Consider the following 13,911-nt stretch of genomic DNA (forward strand, 5'->3'; position numbering starts at 1 on the left):
CAACAGGCGACTGAACTGCGCCTCCATGCGTACAGCCAGGCAAGTTGCACATATCGACGATCCAACGCGATTACCTCGAAACACCAGACACAAAGACATAAAGATATCTTTATGTCAATGAAACGATCAAGCAGTTTCGCCCCGGGGGATCATAGGGCAACGGCGCTTGCCTCGAAACGGCGACGGGCGGCGTCCTCTTGGAGCGCCGCCCGCCGTCAACCACCCTTAATAGGGGGAGAGCTTACTTGTTCCGCGCATCCTCGCGCATCTCGAACCACATCGCGTTCAGAATGGCGAAGCTGCAGGCCAGCCCCACGCCCAGGATCCATGCAAAATACCACACTAGCGTTTCTCCTTAATATGCGTTGGGGTTACGACCGAGCGACTTGGTCGACACCGGCCCGCTGATCACCTTGAACACCCATGTGGTGTAGAGAAGGATGATCGGCATGAAGATAAGCGTCGCGATCAGCATGATGAACAACGTCAGGTGGCTCGACGACGCGTCCCAAACCGTCAGGCTAGCTGTTAGGTTGTACGAGCTCGGCAGAAAGAAGGGGAACATCGAGAGGCCTGCCGTGGCGACGATCCCGGCAACGCCGGCCCCAGCCGCCACGACAGCCGTTATATTGCGCTTGAGCCGCAAGCCTAACCACGCGCCCGCCATCCCGGCAAAGCCGAGCAGCGGCGCAACGATCATCCAGGGATGGGCGCTATAGTTGCTCAGCCATCCGCCCGTCTGCCGCACGACCGTCTTGGTCAGCGGATTGGAGGGCGCATCAGTCACCACCGCGCTGGTAATGACGTAGCCATCGATTCCGAAGGCGATCCAGACGCCGCCGAGCGCGAACAGCACTATCGCGGCAAGCGCCGCCCACTGCCCGTAAAGGCTTGCCCGTTCGGCAATCACGCCCTCCGTCCGCTTGGCGATGATCACAGCGCCCATCACCAGCAGCATCGAAAGACTCACCAACCCGCACAGCAGCGCAAAAGGCATGAGGAGTTGGAAGAAATTGCCATAGTAGAATGGCCGGAGCGTATCATCGAGGTTGAACGGTGCGCCAAGCAGGGCATTGCCCACGGCAACCCCGAAGATCAGCGCTGGTACGAACCCGCCGACAACCAGCCCCCAGTCCCACGTATTCCGCCAGCGCGGATCGGCGATCTTGCCGCGGAACTTGAAGCCGACGGGCCTCAGGATCAGCGCCAGCAGAATGACGATCATCGCAAGGTAGAACCCCGAGAACGACACCGCGTAAAGCGGCGGGAACGCGGCAAAGATCGCGCCGCCTCCGAGGATCAGCCACACCTGGTTGCCTTCCCAGGTGGGCCCCGAGAGGTTGAGCAGCACGCGCCGCTCCTCGTCGGTGCGGGCAACGGCGGGCAGCAGCGCGCCGATGCCCAGGTCCATGCCGCCCATGATCGCGAACCCGATCAGCAGCACACCCAGCAGCGCCCACCAGATCAGGCGTAGAGTCTCATAGTCGATAGGTATGAAGTCCATCTGTCCTTCTCCTTATTCTGCAGGTGCCGCTGACGGCTTTGGCATGGCCTTCGGCTCCACCTCTTCCGGCTCGGCCTCGCCGTTGAGAATGGCAAGATAATCCTTGGGTCCGGCCTTGATGGCCTTGACCATCAGGATGACCATGATGACCAGGAGTGTCGTGTAAATCGCCACATAGAAGGTGATGCTGAGCACGAGGTCGAGCACCGTAAGGCCCGATGCCGCATAGAAGGTCGGCAATACGCCCTCGATGGCCCAAGGCTGCCGTCCGTATTCGGCGATCAGCCAACCCGCTTCCGCTGCAAGCCAGGGCAATGGGAGCGTAACCACAGCGGCATAAAGGAACCACTTGTGCTTTTCGATCGTGCCCCGCGACGCCTTCCAGAAGGCGAGCGCAAAGAATGCGATATAGAAAAACCCGATCGCAACCATCAGCCGGAAGGTCCAGAACAGCGGCCAGACATCCGGTACGGTATCGAGTGCGGCCTGGGCAATTTCGGCGTCGGTGGCGTTTTCGATGTCGGTGCGATACTGTTTGAGCAACAGCGCATAGCCGAGATCAGGCCAAGTTTCGGCAATTGCCGCCCGGGCCTCCTCGTTCTGCCTGTCGGTCTTGAGAACTTCGACCGCTTCATAGGCAACCAGCCCGTCGCGGATACGCTGTTCGGCATGGACAACAAGATCGTCTATGCCCGGTAGTTGGGTATCGAACGAGCGCGTTGTGATGAGGCCCAGCACCCAGGGAACCTTGAGTTCCCAGACGGTACCGTCAGCCCGAGGGAACGCAACGATCGAGAGGCCCGCCGGCGCTTCCTCGGTGTGATACATCGCTTCGAGCGCCGCGATCTTCATCTTCTGGTGCTCGGTCGCGACATATCCGCTCTCGTCACCCAGTACGACCACCGAAAGAGCCGCCGCGAGGCCGAAGCTCGATGCCACGACCATTGAGCGGATTGCGAGATCGCGATGCTTTTTCTGCAAGAGGAATATCGCGCTGATCCCCAGTACGAATACCGCCCCCGTAACGTAGCCAGCGCTCACCGTATGAACGAACTTGGCCTGGGCAACGGGATTGAAGATCACCTCCATGAAGTTGGTGACTTCCATGCGCATCGTATCTGGATTGAAGGTCGAGCCGACCGGAAACTGCATCCAGCCGTTCGCAACAAGAATCCAGAGTGCTGAGAGATTCGCCCCCAGCGCCACGAGCCATGTGACGACGAGATGCCCGACCTTGGAGAGCTTGTCCCATCCAAAGAAGAACAGCCCGATGAAAGTCGCTTCAAGGAAGAAGGCCATTAGGCCCTCAATAGCGAGCGGTGCGCCAAACACATCGCCCACGTAATGGCTGTAATAGGACCAGTTCATGCCGAACTGAAATTCCATGACGATGCCTGTAGCCACACCCATGGCAAAGTTGATGCCGAAAAGCGTGCCCCAGAACAGGGTCATCTTGCGCCAGATTTCCCGCCCCGTCATCACATAGACGCTCTCCATGATTGCCATCATGAAAGAGAGCCCAAGCGTGAGCGGGACGAACAGGAAGTGGTACATCGCGGTCGCCGCAAATTGCAGGCGCGAGAGATCCACGACGGTTTGATCGATCATTGTCGTTCGCCCTTGTCCAATCACGACGAACCCGGAGCGCAATACCTGCTCCGACAGCTCGTCTACAGGATGCAACTTAAACATACACCCGATTGCCCGCGTTGACTTGGATCAAGGCGCCGCAGCGGCGACTTGTCCTAGAAAGGAGGTCTACGCTGGCTCGTCGGCGTAGGGTAACATCACTCCCGGGTAATATGGCTTCACACCGCAAATCAGCAGAGGAAAAGGCAGCAAATCGCAGGCTCATGGGCCTGCGCGGTCTGGCCGGTGGCGCGCTGAACCTTGCGATCGCCACCCCGCTCGTCTCCGGCGTGCTGCTCGTCATTCAGGCGGCCCTGCTCGCAAACGTGCTCGGCCTGACCATCGAGGATGGCGTGCCGCTCCTCTCCGTTGCCCCCCTCATCGGCTGGATCGCCGCGCTGATTCTCCTTCGCGCCCTGCTTGCCGTCCTTGGCGAACAGGCCGGCCAGGCGGGGGCCGAAGCCATCAAGCAAAGCCTGCGGGAAAAGCTCTTCGGGCACCTGCTGGCCGGTCGTCACGGCCTTCACCTTGCTCCCGCCTCAGGCGCGGTCAGCGCTGGTGTCGTCGATCAGGTCGAAGCCATCGAGCCCTTTTTCGCGCGCTATATCCCGGCGATGATTTCCGCAGCCTTCCTTCCGGTTGCCTTTGTGGTCGTCCTGATGCCGATCGATTGGATCGTCGGTGTCCTTTTTCTTCTCACCGCCCCGGCGATCCCGCTCTTCATGGCGCTCGCCGGCATGGGCGCGCAGGCAGCGACCGACCGGCAGGCCAGCGCCTTTGCCCGCCTTTCCGGACACTTTGCCGACAGACTACGGGGTCTCACCACGCTCAAGCTGCTAGGGCGGCAGAAAACGGCTACAGAGGAGGTCTATCTTGCAAGCGAGGACCTGCGCCGCCGCACCAACGCGGTGCTGCGCATCGCCTTTCTCTCATCAGCCATCCTCGAATTCTTCGCGGCCCTCGGTGTTGCCGGCGTTGCACTATATGTTGGCCTCACCTTTCTCGGCCTACTTCCATTCCACCCCGAGTTGACGCTGGTGGCCGGTCTATTCGCGCTTATCATGGCGCCCGAGGTCTACCAGCCCCTGCGCCAGCTCGCCGCTCACTATCATGACCGCGCGGCCGCCCGTTCGGCTCTCGTCGAGATCGAGCGCCATATCGCCAAGATCGACGCGCTTGCGCTTGCTTCACCGGCTGCGGCCCCCGTAACCCGCCATGGTCCCGCCGCCCTTTCGGTGCGCGCGCTCGATGTCGTGTCGGAAACCGGAGCATCGATCCTCAACCACCTCTCGCTCGATCTCAGGCCCGGCGAGGCGGTCGCGATAATGGGCCCTAGCGGCTGCGGCAAGACGACGCTGGCCCGCGCCATCGCCCGCATCATACCGGCATCGGGTTCCATCACCCTAGACGGCCGTCCGCTTGAGGAAATCGCGGAAACGCATTTGCGCAACACATTGGTTTTCATCACCCAGAAGCCGCGCATCTTCCACGGCACCATCGCCGAAAACATTGCGTTTGCGGCCCCCGACGCCGCCGAAAGCGCGATCCACGCTGCCGCGGAAAGGGCGCTGGTAAACAGCTTCGCAGATGAATTGCCAAACGGGCTAAACACTTTGGTGGGTGAAGGCGGGGCCGGACTATCGGGTGGTCAGGCGCAACGCGTCGCGCTCGCCCGTCTGTTCCTGACCGATCCAAGCCTTGTCATCCTCGACGAACCGACCGCCCATCTTGACGGCGACACCGAGGCCCGCCTTCTCGATGCCATATTCGAATTCTGCTCGGACCGGTCTCTGATCATACTCACCCATTCGCGACCCACGGCCCACCGCGCTGACCGCATCCTGCGCCTTGCCGCCGGTGAACTCCTCCCTATCCCCCACCGACTTCATGCGGTCGGAGAAAACCGCGGGGACAACCGAACATGAAAGCCCTTTTCTTTTTCGCACCGCTTTTCCGCGCGCGTCTGCGTGGTTTCTCGCTCGCGCTGCTGCTCTCGCTCATAACGATTGCTGCCGGAACGGCCCTGCTGGGCGTTTCGGGCTGGTTCCTGACGGCAACCGCCCTCACGGCCTTGGGGGTTTCTTTCAATCTCTTTGCGCCGTCGGCAGCCGTGCGCGGATTTTCCTTCATTCGCATTCTCTCGCGCTATTTCGAAAAGCTCATCGGCCACAACACGACGCTAGCCCTGCTCTCGGACGTTCGCCGCTTCCTTTTTGAGCGCCTGTTCCCCCGCGTGCCGCTCCCCGCGCGCTCCCTGCGCCATGGCGATCTGGTCTCGCGTCTCACCGCCGATGTCGATGCTCTCGATACACTTTTCCTTCTTGCCATCGGGCCGCTCATTGCAGCGCTCGTCATTGGCGCCATCGTCGCAGCAGTCCTCTTCGCCGTTCTCCCTGTCGCGGGCTGGATCTATCTTGCGGCACTGCTGGCGGCAGCCATCGCCATACCGCTTGCGCTAGTCATCCAGACCGACCGCACCGGCACGGCCTTGGTCGAAGCTGCCGCCATCCTGCGCACACACGTCCTAGATGCAACGCTGGGCCACGACGATATCGTGCTGTTCGGCCAGCAGGATGTCGTTCGCGCACGCTTTACCGCAGCTGGCAACACGCTCTCGCGGCTGCGCAAGCGCCAATCGCTGGCGACCGCAATCGCATCGGGCGCAGTCCAGACCCTTACCGGTTTCGTGCTCATAGCTATCCTCTATTTTGGCCTGGTTGCCCTTGAAACGGGCACGCTCGACGGCCCGATCCTGGCGGCCATCGTCTTCGGTGTGATGGGAAGTTTTGAGGCTACCGCCACCATCGTCCGCTCGGTCGGCAAGTTCAGTGCGGCCGCAGCATCCGCAGCGAGACTGCATGAAATTGCCACCATGCCTCCTCCGATCCGCGAGGCGCAGCGCCCCGTCCCGTTGCCAAAGGGCACAGACATCGCCTTCAAAAGCGTTTCTTTCGCCTATCCCGATGGCACCAAGGTCCTTCAGCATCTCGATCTCGACATCGCCTCCGGCGAGCATGTCGCGATTACCGGCATATCGGGTTCGGGCAAATCGACGCTTTTGAATCTACTACTGCGCATCGAAGATGTGCGCGAGGGCGCAATCGAAATCGCGGGCACCGACATACGCGACGTTGCGCTCGAAGAGCTTTACACCCGCGTCGCCTTGCTCAGTCAGGACAGCCCGGTCTTCCTCGATACGATCCGCAACAACCTGTTGCTTGCCCGCACCGACGCCAGTGATGCCGATCTCTGGACCGCACTCCGCACGGCAAGGCTCGAGCCTTTCGTACGCGGCCTGCCATCGGGCCTCGATACGCTCGTGGGGGAAACCGGCACCACGCTTTCAGTGGGCCAGGCCCGCCGCTTGTGCCTCGCCCGCACGGTTCTGGCACCGGCCGGAATCGTCGTGCTCGATGAACCGACATCCGGCCTCGACGCAGAAACCGAAGCGGCGTTCCTCGCGGATATTCCCGGGACCTTCCGCGGTCGTACCCTTCTCCTCGTCACACATGCTCAAATTCCAGAGAACGCCCGGATGCGCATGCTCGTCCTGACCAATGGACAACTTATGGAGCCCAAACAATGACGTCGCCAGTCGCGTTTAAGCCGGCCCCGGATACCGGGCACCTGATCGATATCCTCAACGCAACCCATCGCGAGATGCTTGCGCTGTGTCAGACGCTGGAGATGATCGCGGATTCCCTTCCGGCGGACATCGACCGCACCGTCTGCATTAACGCCGCTCGCATCCTGGGCCCGCTCATTGCCCGAGCCCAGGACATGGAGGAAGAGTTCATCTTTCCGGAGATCGAAAAGCGTTGGGCCATGCTGCCCGACATGACCAAAACCATCGAACGGCTGAAATACGAGCACCTCGAGGACATTTGTTTTTCCGAAGAACTTTACGATGCGCTGATGGCCTACGGGCGAGGCGTGGGCCAGCCGGCGCCCGACGCATTCGGCTATATGCTGCGTGGATTTTTCGAGGGTCTGAGGCGCCATATTGCCTTTGAGCAGGATGTCATCGCCCCCCTGCTCGAGCGCGGCGCTCCTCAGCCAACACGTAAGCTCAACTAGCCGCAGCGCAATTCCAGCCGCTCGGTATCGGGCACGACCACGGTGCGGTTGTTGATCACTTCGATCACACCGTCCCGGCGCAGCTTGGTGAGTTGGCGAGACACCGTCTCAATGGTCAGCCCGAGAAAATCGGCGATATCGGCCCGGCTCAACGGCAGGTCGAACTTGATGGTGCTCGCCGTTTCCATCTGCCGGCTGGCTTCGGCGGCAGGATCGATATGGGTTGCGATCAGCCAGAGGAAGCTGGCCACCTTCTCCGCCGCCGTCTTGCGTCCCAGGGTCAGCATCCAGCCCCGCGCGTCGTCGAGCTCTCGCAGCGCCTGTTCGTGGAGCTTGTGTTCGAGTTCCGGGCAGTCCTGCACCAACCGCTCAAGCGCGGGCTTGGGGATCCTGCACAATTCGACATCGGACGCCGCTTCCGCGGATACGGTGTTCTGCTTGCCGTAAAGCCGACCAAGAAAATCGGGCGCGAACTGGAGCCCCACAACCTGCTGGCGACCGTCCTCGAGCATCTTGGAGAGCTTGACGACGCCACGCATCACATTGGCATAGGACCGGATCTCGCTATCGTCAGCGATCAATTCCGTCCCGGCGGACTGCCGAACCTGCTGTGTGTGCTTTGAAAGAGTCAGCAGTTGCGCAGCATCCAAAGCCCCACAAATGCCCTTGTGCCTGACTTCACAACTCCGGCACAATGCAGGCACTTCCGAATTGTGTATGTCCAGTCGGTCCATTTGCCGGCCTTTCCCAAACCGCCGCGGCCAACATATGCCGCGGCAAAGGCGGCGGTAAGCTGGGAAAACGTCGCACTTGACCTCGATCAAAGAGAATTCCGCTTCCCGGCAATAATGTCGCGTCCAATGATACCGGCGAGACTCCTCTGATGCGCGAACCTCTGGTGGCTGCCTACGCCACGCCCGTCCCCCGCTACACCAGCTATCCGACAGCCCCGCATTTCAACGAAAGCGTGACGCCCGCGGTGTTTTCCGACTGGCTTGGCGCGCTCCCGCAGGACAAGCCCGTTTCGCTCTATCTCCACATTCCCTATTGCGACCGCATGTGCTGGTTCTGCGGCTGCCACACCAAGCAGGTGCGGCAATATGCGCCCATCGCCGCCTATCTCGAGGCGCTGCTCGCGGAAGTCGCGCTTGTCGCCGGCCGGATCGGACACCGTCTGGCGGCAAGTGCGATCCATCTCGGGGGCGGCTCGCCAACCATGCTCGAGCCTGCCGACCTTAAGCGCCTGCTGACGGTCATTGGGGACCACTTCATCATTTCTCCCCGGACCGAAATCAGCATCGAGATCGACCCCAACGATATCACGCCCGCCAAGCTCGACGCCATCGCCGCCGCCGGGATCAATCGTGCGAGCCTCGGCGTGCAAGATTTCAATCCCACCGTGCAGGCTGCCATCAACCGCATCCAGACCTTCGGGCAGACCAAGACCGTCATCGATGGCCTGCGCGCCGCGGGCATCACGGCCATCAACGTCGATATGCTCTACGGCCTGCCCTACCAGACCGTAGACTCCGTCCTCATGACCGCGGAGCAGGTGCTTGCCCTCGACCCCACCCGCATCGCATTGTTCGGCTATGCGCATGTGCCGTGGATGAAAAAGCACCAGCGGCTCATCAACGAAACAGTCCTGCCCGACGCCAACGAACGCTTCGCGCAAGCCCAGGCCGCTGCTACCTTCTTTGGCGGAAACGGCTTTGCTCCTATTGGAATGGACCATTTCGCGCGTCCCCACGATACCCTCGCCGTCGCAGCCCGGAACGGCGAGCTTCGCCGCAACTTTCAAGGCTACACAACCGACGCCACCGAAGCCCTGATCGGTTTGGGTGCATCTTCGATCAGTCGCCTCCCCCAAGGCTACGCGCAGAATGTCGTCGCTACGGCCAATTACATGCGCGCGGTGGAAGGGGGTGAACTCGCCATCGCCAAGGGCGTCGCCCTTACCGCTTCCGATCACATTCATGCCTATGCAATCGAACGCATCATGTGCGACTTCGCCCTCTCGCGTGCCGAGCTCATGAACCGCTTCGGCGCCCAGGCAAACGCGATCTTCAAGCGCGCCGATCTCTATCTTGCCACCCACAAGGACGGCCTTTTTGTCCGCGAAGGCGATTTCTACCGCGTCACAACCCGCGGCCGGCCCTTCGTCCGCCACATTGCCGCAGTCTTCGACGCCTACTTGAACAAGGGCGCCGGTCGGCACTCCATCGCGGTTTAGACCCAACCCTTCGGTCTTTTCCGTCTCTCGCCCGGATGATCCGGCAGCCCTAGCGCGGGAGACTCTTCAGCATCCCATGAGCAGTTGCCGTCCTACCGCCCCGATAGGCGGAGTGACGACGTGGGACGCGCAACGCTCATTCCAAGCGAATGCGCTATGGCATACCCACCGGCTATTGCAAACCATTTTCAACTAGCATTGACAAATTGCGAATGATTGTCATATTCATTTCCGGCACTACAAACGAATATGGCCTTACGATGCATTTCCGCCTTCCCGGCGCCCTCACCGCCCTTCTTGCCATCGTACTCCCCGCCGCTGCGCATGCACAGCCTAATGTCGTTGCGACAGTGGGCATGATCGGCGACATTGCAGAAACTGTGGGTGGGGAGTGCGTGTCGGTGACGACCCTCATGGGCCCCGGCACGGACCCGCACCTCTATCAGGCCACTGCCCGCGACGTTCAGACCTTCGGCAACGCCGATCTCATCCTTTATTCTGGCTTGACCCTCGAAGGCCAATTGGCCGACATCCTCTCCCGGCTCGGCGAACGCAAACCCGCGCTTGCCGTCAGCGAAGTTGCGATCCCCGAGGAACATTTACTCGCCACCGACGACAGCTACGGCGTCGATCCACACGTTTGGATGGATACCGGCCTCTGGGCGCAAACCGTGAGTGTCATCGCTGACGCCCTCTCGGAAAGTGCCCCGGAGTGCGCCCAAGCCATCGCCGACCGAGCCCAGAGCTACGAAGGTCAACTTATCGCGCTCGACCAGTGGGTGGCGCAGACCATCGCCTCCATTCCGGAGACACAGCGCGTGCTTGTCACAGCCCATGACGCCTTTTCCTATTTCGGCCACGCCTATGGTATCGAGGTTGCAGGCATTCAAGGTATTTCCACCAGCGCGGAAGCCTCGATTGCCGACATCCGCGAAACGGCTGAATTGCTCATAGAGCGAGGCATCCCAGCAATCTTCGTGGAGTCTACCATCAACCCCCGCACCATCCAGGCCGTCATTGACGCTGCCGGACGGCAGGGCCACACTGTAACTATTGGCGGCGAGCTGTTCGCGGATGCAATGGGCGATCCCGGAACGCCGGAGGGGACCTATATCGGCATGATCGTTTCCAACACTCTGGCCATCGCCCAAGCACTCGGCGGGGACCCCGCACCCTTCCCCGCCGCCCTTTCGGATTGGGCTGCTCGAACAGGCATCGATCCGTGAGTTCAAACCTCCACGAACCCGGCCTAGCCGTCCACTGCGAGGACCTGACGGTCAGCTACGCTGCGCGGCCGGTTTTGTGGGACATCGATGTCGACATTCCCCCGGGCGTCATGGCGGCCATTGTCGGCCCGAATGGCGCGGGAAAATCGACGCTCATCAAATCCATCCTTGGCCTTGTCCGCCCCACTGCCGGACACATCACCATCCTCGGGCGCCCCTACAAGGACCAGCGCCGCCGCGTGGGCTACGTGCCGCAGCGATCGAGTGTCGATTGGGACTTCCCCACCACCGCCATCGATGTCGTGATGATGGGCCTTTACGGCCAGCTCGGCTGGTTCCGCAGACCCGGAACGAAGGAGCGTCAAAAGGCAAGCGATGCTCTCGCCCGCGTCGGCATGCTCGATTTTGCGGACCGTCAGATCAGCCAACTTTCCGGCGGCCAGCAGCAGCGTGTATTCCTGGCCCGTGCACTGGTCCAGGATGCCGAGGTCTATTTCCTCGACGAGCCCATGGCGGGCGTGGACGCCACCACCGAACGCGCCATCGTCGCCATCCTTCACGCCCTGCGCGATGCCGGCAAGACCGTGATCGTCGTCCATCACGATCTGCAGACCGTGCGCACCTATTTCGACTGGATGGTCATCCTCAACGTTCGTGTCATCGCCCAAGGCCCCGTCCGCGATATTTACAACGCCGATAACCTCCGCCGCGCCTACGGCGGACAGGTTGCGCTGCTGGATCGGGACAAGGTGCTCGGAGAGACCGGTTAGATGCCTGCGATATTTGAAGTGCTCCGCCGAATGGCCCCGTTGAAAGGTAAGTGCGGCTTTGGCAGGGCGGCAAAGGTCGGCGCCCCTGGTTCCACGCCACTCCGCAACGACCTTGCCTCCGCATGACCATGCTGGCCTTTCTCTCGGACTTCACGATCCAGAATGTCATGGCCGGAGCCGCCCTGCTCGGCATCGTTTCGGGCGTGCTTGGAAGCTTTGCCGTACTGCGCAAGCAAAGCCTTCTTGGCGATACCCTTTCCCATGCGGCGCTTCCTGGCATCTGCATCGGCTTTCTCATCGCCGGCGTCCGCGACCTGCCCGTCCTTCTCGCTGGAGCCCTCGTCACGGGTGCTGTTGCCGCCCTTCTCATGGTCGCATTGACGCGCACCACGCGCCTCAAGACCGATGCTGGACTTGGGATCGCCCTCTCGCTTTCCTTCGCCGTCGGCATCGTGCTGCTGACCCACATTCAGGCCACTGGCGGCGCCGGACACGGCGGGCTGGAATCCTTCCTCTTCGGCCAAGCCGCCGCCATCCTGCGCTCGGACATTTATGTCATGGCCGCCATCGGCGCAGTCGCCCTGGCACTCGTCATGGCCTTCTGGAAGGAATTCAAGCTCGTATCCTTCGACCCCGATTACGCCCGCACGCTCGGCCTGCCCGTCCTCGCGCTCGATGTAACAATCACCGTCACCATAGCGCTTGCGGTCGTCATCGGCCTGCAGATGGTCGGTGTCGTGCTCATGGCCGCCATGGTCGTCGCCCCGGCTGCCGCTGCGCGCCAATGGAGCAACCGCCTTGGCACGATGGTCGCGCTCGCGGCACTTTTCGGCATGGCCTCGGGCCTGTTCGGAGCGCTCGTCAGCGCCACGGCACGTGGCCTCTCCACCGGGCCGCTGATCGTGCTCGCGGCCTCGGCAATCGTTCTGGTTTCGCTGGCGATTGCCCCTGGCCGGGGCATGGTATGGGAATGGCTCCAGCGCCTTAAGGACCGTCGCGCTCTGCCCTCCCGCCGCGTCCTCTCGACGCTTTATCGACTTGCCGCCGAACATGGCAATCCCGCCTATCCAGCCGAACAGACGATGCTCGACGCCTATCACGGCACCTCGACGGCACGTGGCCTTGAACGGCTTAAGGCGCGGGGTTTGGTCGCCCGTGCTGCCCACGCACCCGAGTTCACGCCCCATTGGGTCCTTACCCCTTCCGGCATAACCGAAGCCGAAGCGCTACTCGGTCACCCTAACGAGGACGAGAACCAATGATCGCCGCCTTCTTTGCCGATCCCGGGGCGATGATCGTTCTCACCGGCGCACTCGTCGGAATCGCGGCTTCGCTGGTCGGTACCTTCCTTGTCCTGCGCGGCACCTCGCTGCTCTCCGACGCCATCAGCCATTCCATCGTCTTTGGCATCATCATTGTCTGGCTACTGACACGGCAGACCGCTGGTCCCGTCCAGATCGCCGGCGCCGCCCTTACGGGGGTTCTCACCGTTTTCCTGACAGAAACCCTCAGCGCCACCGGCCGCGTCAAGTCCGACGCTGCCATCGGTCTCGTCTTTCCTGCCCTGTTTTCCATCGGCGTCCTGCTCATCAATATCTACGCCCGCGATGTCCACATCGACGAGCACACCGTGCTCCTGGGCGAAATCGGCTTCGTCTGGCTCGACACGACCGAACTTTTCGGCCTGCATGTCCCAGAAGCCGTCATCTGGATGAGCGTACTGACGTTGGCCAATCTCCTCTACATCAGCCTGTTCTACAAAGAGCTCAAACTCGCGACCTTCGATCCGGCGCTGGCCAAGGCCCTCGGCTTCGCGCCGGTAGCCGTGTTCTACGGCCTTCTCGCACTGACCAGCGGCACTGCGGTTGCAGCTTTCGATGCCGTCGGCGCGATCCTTTTCATCGCTTTCGTTATCGTCCCGCCCTCTGCCGCTTATCTCCTGACGGATCGCTTATCACTGATGCTCGTCTATGGCGCCCTCATCGCCATCGCCTCCAGCCTCACGGGCTATTGGCTTGCTGTCTGGCTCAACGTCTCGATCGCCGGCATGATGGCTGTGATGACCGGCGTGGCACTGCTCCTCGCCTTCCTCTTCGGTCCGCGATACGGACTCATTGCCCAGTCGCGGCGCCGTCATGCGCAAACCGCGGCCAATGCCTGCCGCGCCCTCGCAGTCCACCTCTATAACCACGAGGACAGCCCCTCGCGGTCCGAGGAAAATGTTGCTGAAGCCCTGAGGGAGCACCTGCATTGGAGCGAACCGCGCGCCCGCGACGTTCTCCTCCGCGCCCTCGATCAGGGCCTCGTGATCCGCACCGGCAATCTGCTTGAATTAACTGAAAAAGGTCGTGCCACCGCACGCGAAATCCTCGAGCCTTGGTCGCACCTAGGCGATCAGGCCTGATATTCCCGAGGCTCCATCGGGAAGTATGCTTTTCGATTTGCGGCGGGCGGGCGAGCCGGAAGGCAGCG

12 protein-coding genes are annotated in these 13,911 nt (G+C 61.6%); 8 read left to right on the forward strand and 4 right to left on the reverse strand.

What is annotated here, in order from left to right; all coding sequences use genetic code 11:
* Positions 1-241: 241 nt before the first annotated feature.
* Genes cydX through I2G20_RS02205 form a run of 3 tightly spaced genes read right to left on the reverse strand, consistent with a single transcriptional unit; the run spans position 242 to position 3,109 of the window.
* The gene (gene cydX / locus I2G20_RS02195) at positions 242-343 is read right to left on the reverse strand and encodes a cytochrome bd-I oxidase subunit CydX (protein ID WP_196258029.1); all 102 of its coding nucleotides are present in this window, start codon (positions 341-343) and stop codon (positions 242-244) included.
* A gap of 12 nt (positions 344-355) precedes the next feature.
* On the reverse strand, positions 356-1,504 hold the full coding sequence (gene cydB / locus I2G20_RS02200; RefSeq protein ID WP_196258030.1) for a cytochrome d ubiquinol oxidase subunit II: 1,149 nt from the start codon (positions 1,502-1,504) through the stop codon (positions 356-358).
* A 12-nt stretch (positions 1,505-1,516) separates the two neighbouring features.
* The gene (locus I2G20_RS02205) at positions 1,517-3,109 is read right to left on the reverse strand and encodes a cytochrome ubiquinol oxidase subunit I (RefSeq protein ID WP_343070298.1); all 1,593 of its coding nucleotides are present in this window, start codon (positions 3,107-3,109) and stop codon (positions 1,517-1,519) included.
* 197 nt (positions 3,110-3,306) lie between these two features.
* Here I2G20_RS02205 and cydD point away from each other — a divergent pair, with 197 nt between their 5' ends.
* From cydD to I2G20_RS02220, 3 genes are read left to right on the forward strand one after another with little or no spacing between them, the layout of a single operon-like run.
* Complete coding sequence (gene cydD / locus I2G20_RS02210) at positions 3,307-5,058, forward strand: thiol reductant ABC exporter subunit CydD (protein ID WP_196258032.1); 1,752 nt, start codon at positions 3,307-3,309, stop codon at positions 5,056-5,058.
* Positions 5,055-6,719: a thiol reductant ABC exporter subunit CydC gene (gene cydC, locus I2G20_RS02215; protein ID WP_196258033.1), complete on the forward strand. Its 1,665-nt coding sequence runs from the start codon at positions 5,055-5,057 to the stop codon at positions 6,717-6,719. The genes cydD and cydC overlap by 4 nt, the downstream gene beginning before the upstream one ends.
* Complete coding sequence (locus I2G20_RS02220) at positions 6,716-7,210, forward strand: hemerythrin domain-containing protein (protein ID WP_196258034.1); 495 nt, start codon at positions 6,716-6,718, stop codon at positions 7,208-7,210. Before cydC ends, I2G20_RS02220 begins: the two co-directional genes overlap by 4 nt.
* Here the strand turns inward: I2G20_RS02220 and I2G20_RS02225 are convergent.
* Positions 7,207-7,944, reverse strand: a complete 738-nt coding sequence (locus tag I2G20_RS02225) for a Crp/Fnr family transcriptional regulator (RefSeq protein ID WP_196258035.1) — start codon at positions 7,942-7,944, stop codon at positions 7,207-7,209. The two genes, I2G20_RS02220 and I2G20_RS02225, sit on opposite strands and share 4 nt — an antisense overlap.
* A 149-nt stretch (positions 7,945-8,093) precedes the next feature.
* On the opposite strand from I2G20_RS02225, the gene hemN reads away from it, so the two are divergent.
* The 5 genes from hemN to I2G20_RS02250 all read left to right on the forward strand — a co-directional run bounded on the left by hemN (position 8,094) and on the right by I2G20_RS02250 (position 13,843).
* The gene (gene hemN / locus I2G20_RS02230) at positions 8,094-9,443 is read left to right on the forward strand and encodes an oxygen-independent coproporphyrinogen III oxidase (RefSeq protein ID WP_196258036.1); all 1,350 of its coding nucleotides are present in this window, start codon (positions 8,094-8,096) and stop codon (positions 9,441-9,443) included.
* A gap of 212 nt (positions 9,444-9,655) precedes the next feature.
* Positions 9,656-10,669, forward strand: coding sequence for a metal ABC transporter solute-binding protein, Zn/Mn family (locus tag I2G20_RS02235; RefSeq protein ID WP_246472757.1), 1,014 nt, complete (start codon positions 9,656-9,658; stop codon positions 10,667-10,669).
* Positions 10,666-11,439: an ATP-binding cassette domain-containing protein gene (locus I2G20_RS02240; RefSeq protein WP_196258037.1), complete on the forward strand. Its 774-nt coding sequence runs from the start codon at positions 10,666-10,668 to the stop codon at positions 11,437-11,439. The genes I2G20_RS02235 and I2G20_RS02240 overlap by 4 nt, the downstream gene beginning before the upstream one ends.
* A gap of 122 nt (positions 11,440-11,561) precedes the next feature.
* Positions 11,562-12,701, forward strand: coding sequence for a metal ABC transporter permease (locus I2G20_RS02245; RefSeq protein WP_196258038.1), 1,140 nt, complete (start codon positions 11,562-11,564; stop codon positions 12,699-12,701).
* Complete coding sequence (locus tag I2G20_RS02250; protein WP_196258039.1) at positions 12,698-13,843, forward strand: metal ABC transporter permease; 1,146 nt, start codon at positions 12,698-12,700, stop codon at positions 13,841-13,843. The genes I2G20_RS02245 and I2G20_RS02250 overlap by 4 nt, the downstream gene beginning before the upstream one ends.
* Positions 13,844-13,911 lie beyond the last annotated feature (68 nt).

This window comes from Pelagibacterium limicola, assembly GCF_015694405.1.
Classification (GTDB): domain Bacteria; phylum Pseudomonadota; class Alphaproteobacteria; order Rhizobiales; family Devosiaceae; genus Pelagibacterium; species Pelagibacterium limicola.